The organism is Candidatus Chlorobium masyuteum (assembly GCF_011601315.1).
Classification (GTDB): domain Bacteria; phylum Bacteroidota; class Chlorobiia; order Chlorobiales; family Chlorobiaceae; genus Chlorobium; species Chlorobium masyuteum.
On record NZ_JAAORA010000004.1, the window covers coordinates 115200 to 132104 of the forward strand.

Sequence of the window (16905 nt, forward strand, 5' to 3'; positions counted from 1 at the left end):
CAGTCAGAACAGCATCCGTCTCCGTCAGGCTCGCTGTGCTCGTGCCGCTTATCACCGCCGCATCATTGGTGCCCGTCATTGTCACGGTTACGACCTTCGACGTTCCATCTGCGGTCGTCACCGTTATGCTGTCCATATAGCTCTGGCCTCCGACAAACTCGTTGTGGGCACTGTTTGCCGTATAGCTCCACACGCCGTTCGTACCGATAGTAAACACTCCGAATCCATTAGTTCCCGGGGCGGTCTGCGCTGTAAAGAGGTTTGCAGTACCATCCAAGTCTGAAGAACTCAATGTTCCTGTCGCAGTCAAAGCAGCATTATTTTCAGTCAGACTGACACTGCTCGTGCCGCTTATCACCGCAGCATCATTGGTACCGGTCATTGTCACGGTTACAACCTTCGACGTTCCATCTGCGGTCGTTACCGTAATACTGTCGGTATAGCTCTGGCCTCCGACAAACTCGTTGTGGGCACTGTTTGCCGTATAGCTCCACACGCCATTCGTGCCGATAGTGAACTTGCCATAACCTCCGGTTCCAGCGACATTGGTCTGTGCTGTAAATGTTGTCGCGCTATCTGCGTCTGTCGCACTTAACGTACCGGTTGCAGTCAGAACAGCATCCGTCTCCGTCAGGCTCGCTGTGCTCGTGCCGCTTATCACCGCCGCATCATTGGTGCCCGTCATTGTCACGGTTACGACCTTCGACGTTCCATCTGCGGTCGTCACCGTTATACTGTCCGTATAGCTCTGGCCTCCGACAAACTCGTTGTGGGCACTGTTTGCCGTATAGCTCCACACGCCGTTCGTGCCGATAGTAAACACTCCGAATCCATTAGTTCCCGGGGCGGTCTGCGCTGTAAAGAGGTTTGCAGTACCATCCAAGTCTGAAGAACTCAATGTTCCTGTCGCAGTCAAAGCAGCATTACTTTCAGTCAGACTGACACTGCTCGTGCCGCTTATCACCGCCGCATCATTGGTACCGGTCATTGTCACCGTTACCACTTTCGGCGTTCCATCTGCGGTCGTTACCGTAATACTGTCGGTATAGCTCTGACCGCCGATAAACTCGTTATGCGCACTGTTTGCCGTATACGTCCACACGCCATTCGTGCTGATAGTGAACTTGCCATAACCTCCGGTTCCAGCGACATTACTCTGCGCAACAAAAGCGGCTGAACTGCTGTCGATGTCCGTTGCACTCAATGAGCCTGTCGCAGTCAACACCGCATCACTTTCTGTCAGACTCGCCGTGCTTGTACCGCTTATCACCGCAGCATCATTGGTACCGGTCATTGTCACGGTTACAACCTTCGACGTACCGTCTGCGGTCGTCACCGTTATGCTGTCCGTATAGCTCTGGCCTCCGACAAACTCGTTGTGAGCACTGTTTGCCGTATAGCTCCACACGCCGTTCGTATTAATGCTGAACTTGCCGTAACCATTATTACCCGCAACATTAATCAGGGTAACAAAATCTGCTGAACTGTCGGCATCCATTGCACTCAGCGTACCTGTCGCCGTCAGAACAGCATCCGTTTCCGTCAGGCTCGCCGTGCTCGTGCCGCTTATCACCGCCGCATCATTGGTGCCCGTCATTGTCACGGTTACGACCTTCGACGTTCCATCTGCGGTCGTTACCGTAATACTGTCGGTATAGCTCTGGCCTCCGACAAACTCGTTGTGAGCACTGTTTGCCGTATAGCTCCACACGCCGTTCGTGCCGATACTGAACGTCCCATAGCCGCCTGTTCCAGCGACATTACTCTGCGCCACAAAAACCGCTGAACTGTCTACGTCCGTAGCGCTCAGCGTACCCGTTGCAGTCAAAACTGTGTTCGTCTCCGTAAGACTCGCCGTGCTCGTGCCGCATATCACCGCCGCATCATTGGTACCCGTCATTGTCACGGTTACAACCTTCGACGTACCGTCTGCGGTCGTTACTGTAATGCTGTCCGTATAGCTCTGGCCTGCACCAAACTCGTTGTGAGCACTGTTGGCCGTGTACGTCCACACACCGTTCGTGCCGATGCTGAACTTGCCGTATCCGCCTGTTCCGGCAACATTACTCCGTGCAACAAAAGCCGCAGAACTGTCCGCATCCGTTGCACTCAGCGTGCCCGTCGCAGTCAACACCGCATCCGTCTCCGTCAGACTGACACTGCTCGTACCGCTTATCACCGCCGCATCATTGGTACCCGTCATTGTCACGGTTACAACCTGTGACGTACCGTCTGCGGTCGTTACCGTAATGCTGTCCGTATAGCTCTGGCCTCCGACAAACTCGTTGTGGGCACTGTTGGCCGTGTACGTCCACACGCCGTTCGTGCCGATAGTAAACACTCCGTACCCATTCGTGCCCGGGGCGTTCTGTGCAGTAAAGAGGTTTGCTGTACCGTCAACATCAGTGGAACTCAGTGTGCCTGTCGCAGTCAAAGCAGCGTTCGTCTCCGTCAGGGTTGTTGTACTTGTACCGCTTATCACCGCCGCATCATTGGTACCCGTAATGGTCACCCTCAGCACCTGCTCTGTGCCATCGGCTGTCGTTACCGTAATGCTGTCCGTATAGCTCTGACCAGCTACAAATTCATTGTGAGCACTGTTGGTTGTATAGGTCCAACCACCGTTCCTGCGGATGGTAAATGTACCATAGGCATGATCACCCGGTACATTATACTGGGTAACAAAAGTCTCTGAACTATCTATATCATAGACATTCAAATCACCAGTTGCTTTCAGTACTACATTCGTCTCCGTCAGGCTGGCAGTACTCGTCCCGGTAATTATCGCATTTGGTCCATCAGTAGTATTCGGCACGGCGTTTATTTTTAGTCAAGTCGACACTCCCGGTATCCAGGATGTCTCAATTATTAAGAGGCATTGTCTATGTATGCTACAATGCGATCCTTCGCAAAATCGCGAAACGGATATACAGTAAACAGGCTATGATATTGCTCTATCCATCTTGCCACAGAAGAAAATATTTCCCCTCTTTTATAAACCATTTTTGAAGGTTATAAAATTCCGGAGCTGCACGCCACAACCATCATAATCCGCTGTTAAAGTCTTCCAAAACCAGATGGTTGGCTATGTTCAAAATCTTTATGATAAAAACACTACCTTGTTACCATCGCAGGCGTTATAAGGGTATATAGTTAGTAGTTAATATAGCTATATTTATTCTGATTTATATATATACAGCGACTTATTTAGCCGCTTCAGACCCGCAATTACCGCTATACATTAGCGCGATTACTCCATTAATACACGAACCATATATACGCGAGCAAAAACAATTCATATATGAAAAAAATCATCATTATAACCGGAGCAGGAAAAGGGATTGGAAGAGCAATCGCAATTGACTTTTCACGTGCAGCAATAGAGAAGAGCGGTTTTGAGCCAATTCTTATTCTTGTATCAAGGACAGCTTCAGATCTTGAATCTGTTGCAACTGAATGCCGGGCAAATGGAGCAGTTGCTGAAATCCTCACCATTGATATTGCAGACAAATCACAAACAGACCGGCTCGTTGAAACAACAATCAAGCGATACGGAACCATTGACTGCCTGATCAACAATGCCGGTGTCGGACGATTCAAGCCTCTCGGTGAGCTGAACGAAGAGGATTTTGACTACACCATATCGACCAACCTCAAAGGAACTTTTTTCCTGACACAAAAGGTCTTTGCTGCGATGGAGAAAAACAGGTCGGGCCATATTTTCTTTATAACCTCCATTGCAGCCGAAACAGCATTCAAAAGCTCCGCGATCTACTGTATGTCGAAGTTCGGTCAAAAAGGGCTGATTGAAACGCTGCGTCTTTACGCCAGGGAGTGCAATGTCAGAATTACCAATGTCATGCCGGGTGCAGTCTATACGCCAATGTGGGGAGAGCTGCCGGAGGAGATGAAATCCGTCATGATGCGGCCAAAAGAGATCTCATCAGCCTTGCTCAATGCCTACTTTCTTCCCGGCAGGGCATCGGTAGAAGAGCTGGTAATCCGTCCCGTCGGCGGGGACATCAATGATTGAGTGGGAAAGCACCATTTTTTCCTGTATTTTCAGATTCTTCTTGTTGAATACAACCCATTGAAAACCACCATGAGCCTGAAAGAAACTATAGATCGGGATCTGAAAGAGTCCCTAAAAAGCGGAGCAAAAGACCGTCTGAACGCCATCCGATCCATACGCGCCGCACTGCTGGAAAAAGAGGTATCAATCCGCGTCGCAGGAAAAGCGGTTCTGACTGATGAACAGGAGATCGAAGTACTGGTAAGCCTGGCAAAAAAACGGCGGGATGCCATTGAGCAGTTTACCGCAGGAAACCGCCCCGATCTGGCAGAAACAGAGCAGTCAGAACTCAAGGTAATCGAAGAGTATCTGCCCGAACCGGTTTCGGATGATGAAATAGAACGTGTCATTAAAGAGATCGTCGCAAAAACCGGAGCCTCATCCATGAAAGATATCGGCCGGGTAATGGGTGAATCGATGAAAGCACTTAAAGGCAAGGCTGACGGTAACAAGGTTCAGCAGATCGTAAAATCGCTGCTTTCAGCATAACCCACTCTTTTCACTATCATGCTTGACATCAACTATATCCGCCAGAATCAGGCGGAAGTCATGAATATGCTGCACCAGCGCCAGCTGGCCGTTGAAGTGCCCAGACTCCAGGAGCTTCTTGATCTTGACAGAGAGCGCAAGGAGCTTGTTCAGCGGTCTGACGATCAGAAAGCCCTGCGTAACAAGGTTTCAAAAGAGGTGGCTGACATAAAAAAAAGCGGGCAGGGCTCTGCAGAAGAGCTGATCGTCCGGATGAAATCCGTTTCAGAAGAGATTGCCCTGATGGACAACCGGCTCGGCCAGCTTGAAGAGGAGATGGAGAGTATTCTGCTTGCACTCCCCAACAAACTCCACCCCTCGGTTCCAACCGGAAAAAGCGCTGCAGAGAACGAGATTTTTGGCAAACCGGTAACGTTTGAACACCTTCTTGACTTCCCGGTTAAAAATCACCTTGAACTGGGTAAATCACTCGGCATCCTTGATTTTGAGCGGGGTGCAAAGGTAAGCGGGGCAGGCTTTCCCGCCTATATGGGCAAAGGTGCCCGTCTTGAAAGGGCTCTGATCAACTTCATGCTTGACATGCATACGGAAAATCACGGCTATACCGAGGTATTTCCGCCTTTTTTTGTCAACAGGGAGTCGCTGAGGGGAACCGGTCAGTGGCCGAAGTTCGCCGATCAGGTCTATCACATGCAGGAGGATGACCTCTACGCCATCCCCACCGCCGAAGTGCCGGTCACCAACCTGCACCGAGGGGAAATGCTTGACACCGGGGCTCTGCCGATCTCCTATACCGCCTACTCCGCCTGTTTCCGTCGTGAAGCGGGCAGCTACGGCAAGGATACCAGGGGTTTTCTCAGGGTACACCAGTTCAACAAGGTGGAGATGGTAAAGTTTACCCGGCCTGAAGAGTCCTATGAAGCACTTGAACAGATTCGCAGAAACGCTGAAGCCATTCTCATTGCCCTGAAAATACCATACCGGGTTCTCCTTCTCTGCAGCGGCGATATCAGTGCAAATGCCGCGAAATGCTATGACATCGAGGTCTGGTCACCGGCGGAACAGAAATACCTTGAAGCATCAAGCTGCTCAAACTTCGAGGATTACCAGGCTCGGCGCGCAAACATCCGTTTCAAACCCAATGGCAAATCAAAACCGGAGTTCGTGCACACCCTGAACGGATCAGGGTTGGCAACATCCCGCCTTATGGTATCACTCCTTGAGCACTACCAGACAGCGGAAGGCAATATTACCGTCCCTGAGGTGTTAAGGCACTATACACGTTTTGACGAGATCACGGCACCGTAAATATTCCGCCGGGGCGTATTTCGATACGCCCCTTCTCAGGCGGCGGAGTGCTCCTCCATTGCCCTTCCGTCAAGAAACTCCCTGACCATCCGGCTCACCTTTTCAACATCAATCAAAAAAGCGTCATGGCCATAGGGTTCGTCAAGGTAGAGAATGCTTGATTTTGGAATAAACCGGGCAAGCTCCTCCTGCTCCTCTTTCGGGTAGAGAACATCGGAATTGATGGAGAGAATCTCGACAGGCATCGGCATTGAACCGAGCACCTCTTCATAGACTCCCCGGCCCCTTCCAAGATCATGCATATCCATAGCCCTGGTGAGCGTGATATAAGTATTGGCATCAAATCGCTCAACCAGTTTGCGCCCCTGATGGTGCAGATAGCTTTCCGCCTTGAAAGTTGTGCCCTTCTGCAGTTCACGGCCAAACCGGGTCTGAAAGTTTTCGAAGCTGCGGTAGGTGCACATGGCCATCATTCTTGCCGCAGCAAGCCCTGCCGCAGGCGGCTGCTCCCTGGTGTACCATCCGCCATTCCAGTCACGATCAGCATAGATAGCCTGACGCTGTGCTTCACTCTGCGCAATACACCATGCGGAGTGTCGGCCTGAAGCGCCCATCGCCATCAGCGACTGAACAACATCAGGATAGAGCACCCCCCACTCCAGCACCTGCATCCCGCCAAGAGAGGCCCCTACCGCCAGTTTTACCCGCTGAATACCGAGTCCTGCAAGCAGCCGACGCTGAACATGCACCATATCCCTGATCGTAATCAGGGGAAAATCGGGCCCGTAGTTTTTGCCGGTCAGAGGACTCAGTGAAACGGGACCGGTGGTACCATAACAACTTCCGAGCACATTGCTGCAGATAATAAAATCGGTTGTTTCATCAAACGCACCCCCTCTTGAAAACATCCCCTCCCACCATCCGTCAGCATCAGCCGAACCGGTAAGAGCATGGCAGACAAGGATCACATTATCTCTCTCTGCATTGAGGGTGCCCCATGTCCTGTAGGCCACACGCAGGGAAGGCAGCTCGGCTCCAAATTCGGTGGTATATGGTTCACTTGAATCGAAAAAGTGCGTTTCCCCGGAAATAACATCGGTATATGCTCTCATACGTCACCTCTCAATTGTGCAAATGCCTGTTCAAAATCAGCTTTGATATCATCAATATGTTCAATTCCCGGAGAGACCCTGACCATATCGGCAAATACTCCCGCAGACTCCTGCTCCCCTCTGGAAAGCTGCTGGTGGGTGGTTGAGGCGGGATGAATCACGAGCGTTTTGGCATCACCCACATTGGCCAGATGACTTGCAAGCTGCACACTGTCGATAAAACCGACCGCCTGCTCATATCCGCCCCTGATACCGAAGGTCAACACGCCGCCGAATCCGTTTTGCAGATATTTTTTTGCCAGTTCATGGGTAGGATGGCTCTCAAGACCGGGATAGTTCACCCACTCTACTGCCGGGTGCGCCTCAAGCCAGAGGGCAAGCTCCATTGAGTTGTCGGCATGCCGCTGAACACGGAGCGAGAGCGTCTCCAGACCCTGCAAGAGCATAAAAGAGTTGAACGGGCTGATCGCCGGGCCGATATCACGAAGCCCCTCAACCCGGGCCTTGATGATAAAAGCAAGATCCCCGAACGTTTCATGAAATTTCAACCCGTGATAGCCCTCTGAAGGCTCACTGATCAGAGGAAACTTTCCGTTTCCCCAGTTGAAGGTTCCTCCGTCAACAATTATACCACCCATGGAGGTTCCATGTCCTCCGATCCATTTGGTCGCAGACTCCACGACAATCGAAGCCCCGTATTCAAGCGGACGGCAGAGATAGCCGGAACAGCCGAATGTATTATCAACAATCAGGGGGATGCCATGTTCAGCCGCAATGGCCGAAATCGCCTCAAAATCAGGCACATGAAAAGCCGGATTGCCGATCGATTCCAGATAGAGCGCCTTGGTACTGCTGTCAATGGCACTGCGGAATGCATCGGGGTTACACCCGTCAACAAACTTCACGCCGATGCCGAGCCGACGGAAAGAGACCTTGAACTGATTATAGGTCCCCCCGTAGAGATAACTGGAGGAGACGATATTGTCACCTGCCTGGCAGAGAGTGGCAATGGCAATAAACTGTGCCGAATGACCGCTTGCCACCGCCAGGGCGGCCTTGCCCCCTTCAAGTGCGGCAACACGCTGCTCAAGAACATCGGTCGTAGGGTTCATGAGGCGGGTATAGATATTACCGAACTCCTTCAGGGCAAAAAGGTCAGCACCGTGACGGGCACTGTCAAAAACATAGGATGTGGTCTGATAGATAGGCACTGCTCTCGACTTTGTCGTAGGATCAGGCCTCTGACCGGCATGAACCTGCAGCGTTTCAAACTTGAATTGAGGATGCGATCTCTCTGTCATCTGTATAGCTGTTGAAAATGCCGCTAACACCCGATGAGCAAGGGAGTAATCCTGAGAGGAACAAATCGTGCGGAAAATGACTGAAATGAGGTATACGCATGCATAGGGCATGCATACCATCATCTTTCCCGGCCTTTATACCGGGATGGAATTGGCACCACTCATTTCACTTGTGATCTGACGGTTGCCAAGGCTTCTCAGGGCCAGTCCCTCCACCTTTCTGGATGATAGCGTAAAATCTTGAAAAGAACATTTAGTTCAGTTAATCTACAACAGGGAATAGTATTTTACAAATCACCCGAATGGGTACAATACTCTAAAATCCATAGCTCCCAATGATTACAGCCAGAGAAACGGCACTGAATGTTCTGCAGGCCCTCGAAACAGGAAAAAAACGATCCGACCAGATACTGCACCGGACTCTGGAGCAGAGTGCACTGAACCGCATTGACCGGGCACTTGCAACCGGACTGGTCAACGGAGTACTTCGCTACCGGCTTCAGCTTGATTTTATTATCAGTCGCTACTACCACCACAAACTGGAAAAAGCCGCTCCGGTACTGAAAAATATACTTCGACTCGGCGTCTATCAGATTCTCTTCCTTGACAAGGTTCCCGACTGGGCGGCAGTCAATGAGTGTGTAAAACTCGCCCGGAAATATAAAGGTGACCGGATGTCAAAACTGGTCAACGGTGTGTTGAGAAAAATCACCCCGCAAAGCATAACCCTTGATGAGTGGCTCAAGGAGAAAGAGCCCGCAGAACAGCTTGCCATAAAACACTCCCACCCGAGGTGGCTGGTTGAACGCTGGATTGCTGACTATGGCCTTAAAAAAACCGAAGCCCTCCTGACCTATAACAACCGGTTCCCGCTCTTCGGATTCAGAATCAACCGGCTGAAAACTTCAGAGGAGCAGCTTTTTTCCGATCCCCTGTTTTCCTCTGCAGCATATGACGCGTGCAGTATTGAAAACCTCTTCATTTCGAAGGAGTTCAGCTCCTTTGAACCAGCGGTCAGCGATGGCAGGCTCACCGTCCAGAATCCGACACAGGCTCTTGCCTGCCTGCTTCTGAATCCGGTGCCGGGAAGTGCGGTACTCGACCTCTGCGCAGCTCCGGGTGGAAAATCAACCTTTATGGCTGAATTGATGGAGAACAACGGAAGCGTCACCTCACTTGATCTCTATGCACAAAAACTGCTGAAAATCACCACGCACGCTGAAGCCCTCGGCATTACCATCATTACAACAGTGGCCGCCGATGCAAGGAGCTTCAAACCGGAAAATCGCCCTGATGCAATCCTGCTTGATGCCCCCTGTTCAGGGACCGGCGTTGTTGGCAGGCGAACTGAACTGCGCTGGAAACTGACTCCTGAAAATATTCAGGAACTGATCACCCTGCAAAAGGAGCTTCTCGACCATGCCGCAGAGCTGCTTGAGAAAAACGGCGTGCTTGTCTATGCCACATGCTCCATCGAACCCGAAGAGAACGGCTTGCAGATTGAAGCGTTTCTTCAGCGGCACCCCGACTTTTCTGTGGACCCTGACAGCGGAAAAGTACCGGAACCGTTCCTGCCAAAGAGCGGTTTCAAGGGAGCCATCCTCACTCTGCCGGGAGAGTATCCGGGATTTGACGGAGGTTTCGCTCAACGGCTCCGCAAAACCGGCAAACAAGCATGAACACCCTGCATGACTCCAGCCGCAACGTGCTTGAGAGCTTCCTGAACTATATGCTCATTGAACGCAACTTTTCGGAAAACACAAGGGTCTCTTACCGCAACGATCTCGAGCGCTACCTGCTTTTCATACAGCAAAACGCCATATCGCTGGAAAGCATTACTCCCAACCAGATCCGGGAGTTCATCACCGAGCTCTACTTGACAGGACTCGAACCAAGCTCATTGGCACGGAACATTTCAGCAATCCGCTCCTTCCACAAATTCCTGCTCTCTGAGCGCACGACATCCCTCAACCCGGCGGAAAACCTTCATCAGCCAAAACAGGCACGATACCTGCCCACCGTCCTGACAATTGATGAAACCCTTCGCCTGCTTGAAGCTCCGCTTCTGCAGAAGCCGCAGGGAAAATACTTCCTGCGTGACAAAACAATAGTTGAACTCCTCTACGCAACCGGAGTAAGGGTGAGCGAACTGATCTCTATCCAGCAGCAGAATCTCTACCTTGAGGCTGGTTTTGTAAGAATCTTCGGTAAAGGATCAAAGGAGCGTCTTGTGCCGGTCGGCAGTGCCGCAACAGAGTGGATCACCCGCTACCAGAGTGAACTCCGGCAAGGACTTTCAGGGCGAAACTCCGGCGACTATCTCTTTCTTAATGCAAGGGGAAAACCACTCTCACGCATGGCCATCTTCTCGATGGTGCGGCAATACGCTATCATTGCCGGTATTGAAAAGCAGATCAGTCCGCACACGTTCCGCCATACCTTCGCAACCCATCTGCTCGAAGGCGGCGCAGATCTGCGCGCGGTACAGGAGATGCTCGGCCACAGCTCCATATCCACAACCCAGATCTACACACACATCGACCGGTCGTTTGTCAAGGAGGTCCACAAAACCTTTCATCCGAGAGGATAGAACCAAAAAACAGGCAAAGAGGGTCCGTCCCTCTTAATGCTTGTGACTTCTCATCTCTATTTTCAACGCAGCAAGGGTAAGGTTCACGTCAAGCACAAAAAAGACCAGCGAGCTGCTCAAACAGAGCATGCTGACAATAAATATGGCCGACAGCACCAGAGGCAGATCAAGATTAACGAGAGCACTGAGAAAGAGCATAATAATCAGAAGCGAGGCGCCAAGGCAGGTCATGGTTGCAAGCAGAATGGCTGTACGGATGTAGCGGGCTCTTGTCCAGAGAATGGCAACCTCCTCGTTGATTCTCTGTATATGGAGGTCCGGAAATGACTCCAGATTATCAATCAGGGATCTTGAACGGTCAATGATACGACCAAGCCTGTTGGTCATGGTCAGCAGAAGAAGACCAAGACCAGAGATAAGAATCATCGGGCCGATTGCAGTCTGAAGAATAGGGACAAGCTCCCTGAAGGTGGTAATTAACATCGTATCCTATTAATAACATTATTTAAATAACAGCCATAAACATCATATCAGGCGGCATCTCTGCCGCAAATAACATTTATTGTAACTCACGATTAAAATAGAAACTAATGCTTCGCATACAACTCTTCCGGCAAGGTTTTGCATAATCGTGACAGTTCCAGTCTCCGCAGTTTATCAGGAACGCAATAATACATAGGACCGGTTATTTGTCATCCCGAACGAAGAGAGGGATCTGATTCCGGAACAGAGGCATTTGGTGAAAACATCCGGCACCAGGCTTATTCCGCCGACAAGTCGTCTTCGGGATGACGGAGAAAAATAACAGGTCTGGTGTCAAGTGAACCTGACAATCTCACCGGAAAGGGGAATAGATGCCTTCAAATGCAGTTCATCCTCAATCGCATCACGGAACACTTTTTTAACAGGTTCGTCTCCATGCACTACATAGATTTCAGGTCTGTTTGTAAATCCCCCGAGCCAGCGAAGAATATCATTCCGGTCACCATGCGCTGACAAGCCACCTATGGTATGAAGCGCTGCCCTTACCGGATAACTCCGGCCATGAATCTCAACTTCCCGCTCACCCTCTACCAGACGACGCCCGAGGGTTCCCTCTGCCTGAAAACCGGTTATGATCACACTGCACTCCGGCCGCTCGATATTGTGCTTCAGATGGTGTAGAATCCTGCCTCCATTGCACATACCGCTGCCGGCAATAATGATGGCCCCCTGTTTTATGGCATTGATGGCCTTCGACTGTTCCGGCTTTGCGGTAAAATGAAGGTTTTTCAGATGCGGCATCCAGCTCCTGCCATTTCGGAATGAAGCCGCATCTTCATCAACAAGCGCAGGGTAATCCCAGTAGATCCGGCTGGCCTCAATAGCCATGGGACTGTCGAGAAAAATCTGCCAGCGATCAAGCTCCCACTCCTCATAGTGCTTTGAAAAAAAGTAGAGCAGCTCCTGGCTTCGACCGATGGCAAAAGCAGGGATAAGAATATTGCCGCCGCCTGCTGCAGCCTTGCGGATAATCTCACCCATCTCGGCAAGGGTAAGCGCTATCTCCCGATGAAGACGGTCACCATAGGTGCTCTCCACTATTACTGCGTCGGCCTCTTCGATCGTCTCGGGATCGTTCATGATAGGGGTGTTGTATTGACCCACATCACCGCTGAACACCAGCTTTTTTGAAACATCGCCTTCATGCAGCCACACCTCTACCAGCGCGGAACCGAGAATATGACCGGCATCCATGAAACGGATGATGACACCCGGAAGAATCTCCTGCTTTTGATGGTAGGACAAGCCGACAAAGCTGTTCAGCGCCCGCACGGCATCCTCACGGGTATAGAGCGGTTCAGCATGACGGTCACCGGCACTTTGGGGGTGCTTCTGGCGGAAAATGGCATCTCGTTCACCAAGTGAAGCGGAATCAAGAAGCAGAACCCTGCAAAGATCAACAGTTGCCTGCTGGGTATAGACCGGACCGGCAAACCCCTTCTTGACGAGAAGAGGGAGACGTCCGGAGTGGTCGATATGGCCATGGGTAAGGACAACCGCATCAACAGCCGATGGGTCAAAAGGAAACGGCCCGGCATTGAGAGCCTCATCTTCCCTTGAACCCTGTATGAGACCGCAGTCGAGCAGCACCGTTGCGCCACCAACCCTGAGAATATGGCAGGAGCCGGTAACCCTGCCTGTTGCTCCGTAGAATTCAAGCTCCATGGTTCCTCCCCGGAATGACGTGAATCGATACGTTTAATATACAACCTGCAACAGCAGAGTGGAGCGGGAAGAGAGCGGAAAGCGGAAAAAAAGAGCAAAAAAAAGCGGGGAGTTCACGTCCCCGCTTTACAACTGTTATCGTGAAAGGATCACCCCTTGCGTTTCTTTTTGTTACCGGTAAAGAAAGCGGTCTCCTTGCCTGCCGGTTTGGCAAAAGGCTTCTTGAACGCTTTTTTGATCCCATAGGGAGAGGAGTTGCGATCCTGATCCTCCATTTTGGAGAGCCTGAGCTGGCGTCCGCAAACCCTTACCTTGCGAAGTTCATGAAACACATTATCCGGCATACCCTGCGGCAGCTCTACCGTGCTGTAGGAGTCATTGATGGAGATCTGGCCGACTGAATCAGGATCAAGACCGACTTCATTGAGAATAGCGCCAAGAATATTGCCGGCTTTCACACCATGCTCACTGCCTACCTCAAGACGGTAGCGCTCTTTACCCTCATCACTGCTTCTGCGTTTGGATGGCCCGCGATCCCGGTCAAATCCGCGATCACGATCTGAACCCCGATCCCTGCCGGAACCTTCGCGATCATCGTTGGAACGCGTTCTTTCGGGCTTGTTTGAAAGGAGTAACGGTGTTTCACCCTGAACCAGTGAAGCAAGTGCAGCCGCAGCTTCAATGACCGGTACATCATGTTCATGACAGTACTGCTCTATAATACGGGTAAAGAAATCAAGGTCTTCAGCCGCAATCGTATCGGTGATCTTCTGGTTGAATTTTGCAATCCGCTTGTTGTTGATGATCTCCGTTGACGGCAGCTCCATCAGTTCAATACGGCTGTGCGTTGCCTTTTCGATAGCGTACAGCATATTCTTCTCCCTCGGAGAGACAAAGAGGATCGCATCGCCGGTGCGGCCTGCGCGACCGGTCCGGCCGATCCGGTGTACATAGGACTCCGTGTCGGAAGGGATATCGTAGTTAATAACGTGGCTGATACGCTCGACATCAAGACCCCTTGCTGCCACATCGGTGGCAATAACAATGCTCAACGCTCCGTTCTTGAGCTGATCGACCGTGCGTTCCCGCTGATTCTGGGCCATATCGCCATTCAGGGCGGCTGCTCCATAGCCTCGGGCCTGAAGCTTTTCAGCCAGTTCAATCGTCATGGTTTTTGTGCGTACAAAAATCAGTATCCCGTCGAACGGCTCAACTTCAAGAATTCGGGTCAGGATATCAAGCTTGTGGCTTCCGCCGACAATCCAGTAGCGCTGACGAATAGTCTCAACCGTTGTGGTTTTGGTCTGTATGGTTACCTGGGCAGGATTATTCAGATACTTCTGTGCGATACGGCGGATGGCAGAGGGCATGGTTGCCGAAAAAAGGGCCACCTGGCGATCTTTTGGTGTCTGATCAAGAATCCACTCGACATCGTCGATAAATCCCATGCGAAGCATCTCGTCAGCCTCGTCAAGCACAAGGCACTGCAGAGAGTCAAGATTAAGCGATCCCCGACGCATGTGATCCATGACACGACCGGGAGTACCGACCACGACATGCACACCGCGTTTCAGCATGCGGAGCTGAATGCCGTAATCCTGACCGCCATAGATCGGAACAACATGAAATCCCTTGAGATGTACTGCATAACGCTGGAAAGCCTCGGCAACCTGTATAGCCAGCTCCCTTGTCGGAGCAAGCACAAGAGCCTGGGGCTCGGCAAGTGCAAGGCGGATATTGGAGAGTACCGGCAAGGCAAACGCAGCGGTTTTTCCTGTTCCGGTCTGTGCCTGCCCGAGAACATCACGTCCTTCGAGAAGCAGTGGAATGGTTTCGGCCTGAATCGGGGTCGGATTTTCATATCCCACCTCTTCAAGCGCCTGCATTAATGGTTCCGCAAGCTGAAGGCTGCGGAAATCCTTCGGCAATAGAGAGTTGTCGCTCATTGTATTTTCATTTCCAGATCATTGATAAAAAAAGCCTCGAATGAGGCGGAGGTGGCAGCAATGCAGGAAAGAAAAAAATGAAGAAGAGTTCTCATCAACCGAAAACATCCGGGCAGCTTACAAAGGTCTATCAAGCGCCATTGTTTCGTCACAAACACCGGGAAATAAAGTACTTACATTCCCTGCGTCCTTTCTTAGCATATTCACCACGCATTTAAAACGTCAGCATAGTACGATTTTATTTCCTTAAAGACGAATTTATTTTATTCAGAGAAATTACCGCCATACGCCAATACCCTTACCCGAAAAAAGCCGGAAAATGCAGACGATAACGGTCTAACCCGAATCATACACGGAAGAAAAAATGTAACTGCTCAGCCCTACGATATAGAGAAATCTCCTTATCTTCATTCAGGCAAGATAACGGCATACCCTTCCTGCTCTTCGGAACATCCCGGAATGTGACAGAAGCAAAAAAAATAATAATGCACTCTTCCGCCCTCTCTATCTATAAACTCCTCTTTCCGGTTCTTCTCGGTGCGGCGAAACTTCTCAACCGTCTGCATCCGAGACTCCGCACATTTTTTACAGTCCGGAAGGGACTCTTCGATGAGCTCGAAAAAACAGCCGGCATACTCTCCCCTTCCACTTTCAGAATGTGGGTACATGCCGCCTCGGTTGGTGAATTCGAACAGGCCCGGCCTATCATAGCCGCACTGAAAGAGAAACATCCGGATATTATACTGTTTGTCTCCTTTCTTTCCGATTCGGGATACAATGCCAGGAAGAACTTCCCGGATGCTGCGGCAGTCTTCTACCTGCCGCCCGACACCGCACATAATGCAAAGCGATTAATCGCACTGCTCCGCCCTGACCTGCTGCTCCTGATGCGCTACGACTTCTGGCCGAACCATCTGCTCGAAGCAAAAAAACAGGGGACAACACTGATGCTTGCCGCAGCCGTGCTGCAAACGCATGCGCCCTACTTCAAGCCCCTCCTGAACAGCTTCTACCGAACCATTTTTCACCTCTTCGACTCCATCTATACCGCTTCAGAAAAAGACTCCACGGCTTTCAGAAAGCTTTTCGGATGCATGCGCGTGGAAACCGCCGGTGACCCCCGTTTCGACCAGGTGGTTTTGCGAAGCCGGAATCATGCCCGGGTTGATCACCTTAAACCTCTTTTTGAAAACCTGACCGTGCTTGTTGCCGGAAGTGTCTGGGAAAAAGATGAAACCATGCTGCTTGACGCATGGCAAACGCTTGCAAAGAGACCTTCACTCATCATGGTACCGCATCAGGTCACCCCTGAAAACCTTGCACATCTCGAAGCTGATCTGCTGAAACGCTCGCTATCATCGGTCCGTATCTCTCAGATGAACGGTTCGTTTGATCCGCGCCGGCAGATTCTCATCATTGACCAGACCGGCTATCTGGCAGAACTCTATACCGTTGCATCAATGGCCTATGTAGGAGGAGGATTCGGTGTCAATGTCCATAACACGCTCGAACCGGCAGTCTTTGCCATCCCGGTACTCTTCGGTCCCCGTTACCACAACTCACCTGAAGCCGAAGATCTGGCGGCGAGCGGAGGCGGAACCGTCATTCATAACGAGAACGAACTTGCCGCTGCCCTGAAAACCTTTACTGTTGACAGCGCAAAAAGAGTCGCTGCCGGAGAGATTGCCGGAAGATTCGTCAGAGAGCGAGCCGGAGCGACGGCCATCATTGTAACCGGTATCGAAAGGGAGTACGCTGCTCATAAAAGGGCATAATGCAGGACACTTTTCTCCTGATTATGTATATTCGTTGAACTTACTGACTAAATGGCACATCTATTAATTGTCGTGAGAAGCCCGAGAACAAGGCGGACGGAGCC

The 16905-nt window shown here is 51.0% G+C and carries 12 protein-coding genes and 1 riboswitch; of the genes, 6 read left to right on the forward strand and 6 right to left on the reverse strand.

Features of this window, described 5'->3' with window-relative positions; genetic code table 11:
• Positions 1 to 2815 (reverse strand): VCBS domain-containing protein (locus tag G9409_RS08585; protein WP_208019693.1); only part of this gene is annotated, 2815 nt, incomplete at its 3' end.
• Positions 2816 to 3301: 486 nt separating this feature from the next.
• On the opposite strand from G9409_RS08585, the gene G9409_RS08590 reads away from it, so the two are divergent.
• From G9409_RS08590 to serS, 3 genes are all read left to right on the forward strand, one after another.
• On the forward strand, positions 3302 to 4033 hold the full coding sequence (locus G9409_RS08590) for an SDR family oxidoreductase (protein WP_166808380.1): 732 nt from the start codon (positions 3302 to 3304) through the stop codon (positions 4031 to 4033).
• Positions 4034 to 4102: 69 nt separating this feature from the next.
• Positions 4103 to 4561 (forward strand): GatB/YqeY domain-containing protein, encoded by a 459-nt coding sequence (locus G9409_RS08595; RefSeq protein ID WP_166808381.1) that lies wholly within the window; start codon positions 4103 to 4105, stop codon positions 4559 to 4561.
• 18 nt (positions 4562 to 4579) lie between these two features.
• The gene (gene serS, locus G9409_RS08600) at positions 4580 to 5869 is read left to right on the forward strand and encodes a serine--tRNA ligase (protein ID WP_166808382.1); all 1290 of its coding nucleotides are present in this window, start codon (positions 4580 to 4582) and stop codon (positions 5867 to 5869) included.
• A 35-nt stretch (positions 5870 to 5904) separates the two neighbouring features.
• Here serS and metX read toward each other — a convergent pair whose 3' ends face one another.
• Together metX and G9409_RS08610 are read right to left on the reverse strand one after the other, a co-directional pair.
• Positions 5905 to 6981 carry a homoserine O-acetyltransferase MetX gene (metX, locus tag G9409_RS08605; protein WP_166808383.1) on the reverse strand — a complete coding sequence of 359 codons (1077 nt, stop codon included), beginning with the start codon at positions 6979 to 6981 and terminating at the stop codon, positions 5905 to 5907.
• Positions 6978 to 8282 (reverse strand): O-acetylhomoserine aminocarboxypropyltransferase/cysteine synthase family protein, encoded by a 1305-nt coding sequence (locus G9409_RS08610; RefSeq protein WP_166808384.1) that lies wholly within the window; start codon positions 8280 to 8282, stop codon positions 6978 to 6980. Before G9409_RS08610 ends, metX begins: the two co-directional genes overlap by 4 nt.
• A gap of 116 nt (positions 8283 to 8398) precedes the next feature.
• Positions 8399 to 8513: riboswitch (SAM riboswitch) on the reverse strand.
• A gap of 104 nt (positions 8514 to 8617) precedes the next feature.
• On the opposite strand from G9409_RS08610, the gene rsmB reads away from it, so the two are divergent.
• Both rsmB and xerD read left to right on the forward strand, forming a co-directional pair.
• Positions 8618 to 9961: a 16S rRNA (cytosine(967)-C(5))-methyltransferase RsmB gene (gene rsmB / locus G9409_RS08615; RefSeq protein ID WP_166808385.1), complete on the forward strand. Its 1344-nt coding sequence runs from the start codon at positions 8618 to 8620 to the stop codon at positions 9959 to 9961.
• On the forward strand, positions 9958 to 10872 hold the full coding sequence (gene xerD / locus G9409_RS08620) for a site-specific tyrosine recombinase XerD (protein WP_166808386.1): 915 nt from the start codon (positions 9958 to 9960) through the stop codon (positions 10870 to 10872). Before rsmB ends, xerD begins: the two co-directional genes overlap by 4 nt.
• 33 nt (positions 10873 to 10905) lie before the next feature.
• Here xerD and G9409_RS08625 read toward each other — a convergent pair whose 3' ends face one another.
• From G9409_RS08625 to G9409_RS08635, 3 genes are all read right to left on the reverse strand, one after another.
• Complete coding sequence (locus tag G9409_RS08625; RefSeq protein ID WP_166808387.1) at positions 10906 to 11355, reverse strand: DUF2721 domain-containing protein; 450 nt, start codon at positions 11353 to 11355, stop codon at positions 10906 to 10908.
• Between the two features lie 333 nt (positions 11356 to 11688).
• On the reverse strand, positions 11689 to 13080 hold the full coding sequence (locus tag G9409_RS08630; RefSeq protein WP_166808388.1) for an MBL fold metallo-hydrolase RNA specificity domain-containing protein: 1392 nt from the start codon (positions 13078 to 13080) through the stop codon (positions 11689 to 11691).
• 149 nt (positions 13081 to 13229) lie between these two features.
• Entirely contained in the window at positions 13230 to 15026 is a 1797-nt protein-coding gene (locus G9409_RS08635) for a DEAD/DEAH box helicase (RefSeq protein ID WP_166808389.1), read from the reverse strand.
• A gap of 485 nt (positions 15027 to 15511) precedes the next feature.
• On the opposite strand from G9409_RS08635, the gene G9409_RS08640 reads away from it, so the two are divergent.
• The gene (locus G9409_RS08640; RefSeq protein ID WP_166808390.1) at positions 15512 to 16801 is read left to right on the forward strand and encodes a 3-deoxy-D-manno-octulosonic acid transferase; all 1290 of its coding nucleotides are present in this window, start codon (positions 15512 to 15514) and stop codon (positions 16799 to 16801) included.
• The last annotated feature ends 104 nt before the right edge of the window (positions 16802 to 16905 follow it).

Excerpts from the sequence above, each read along its gene's own strand:
- G9409_RS08590 (WP_166808380.1), top strand. The coding sequence starts at position 3,302 with ATGAAAAAAATCATCATTATAACCGGAGCAGGAAAAGGGATTGGAAGA.
- G9409_RS08595 (WP_166808381.1), top strand. The coding sequence starts at position 4,103 with ATGAGCCTGAAAGAAACTATAGATCGGGATCTGAAAGAGTCCCTAAAA.
- serS (WP_166808382.1), top strand. The coding sequence starts at position 4,580 with ATGCTTGACATCAACTATATCCGCCAGAATCAGGCGGAAGTCATGAAT.
- metX (WP_166808383.1), bottom strand. The coding sequence starts at position 6,981 with ATGAGAGCATATACCGATGTTATTTCCGGGGAAACGCACTTTTTCGAT.
- G9409_RS08610 (WP_166808384.1), bottom strand. The coding sequence starts at position 8,282 with ATGACAGAGAGATCGCATCCTCAATTCAAGTTTGAAACGCTGCAGGTT.
- rsmB (WP_166808385.1), top strand. The coding sequence starts at position 8,618 with ATGATTACAGCCAGAGAAACGGCACTGAATGTTCTGCAGGCCCTCGAA.
- xerD (WP_166808386.1), top strand. The coding sequence starts at position 9,958 with ATGAACACCCTGCATGACTCCAGCCGCAACGTGCTTGAGAGCTTCCTG.
- G9409_RS08625 (WP_166808387.1), bottom strand. The coding sequence starts at position 11,355 with ATGTTAATTACCACCTTCAGGGAGCTTGTCCCTATTCTTCAGACTGCA.
- G9409_RS08630 (WP_166808388.1), bottom strand. The coding sequence starts at position 13,080 with ATGGAGCTTGAATTCTACGGAGCAACAGGCAGGGTTACCGGCTCCTGC.
- G9409_RS08635 (WP_166808389.1), bottom strand. The coding sequence starts at position 15,026 with ATGAGCGACAACTCTCTATTGCCGAAGGATTTCCGCAGCCTTCAGCTT.
- G9409_RS08640 (WP_166808390.1), top strand. The coding sequence starts at position 15,512 with ATGCACTCTTCCGCCCTCTCTATCTATAAACTCCTCTTTCCGGTTCTT.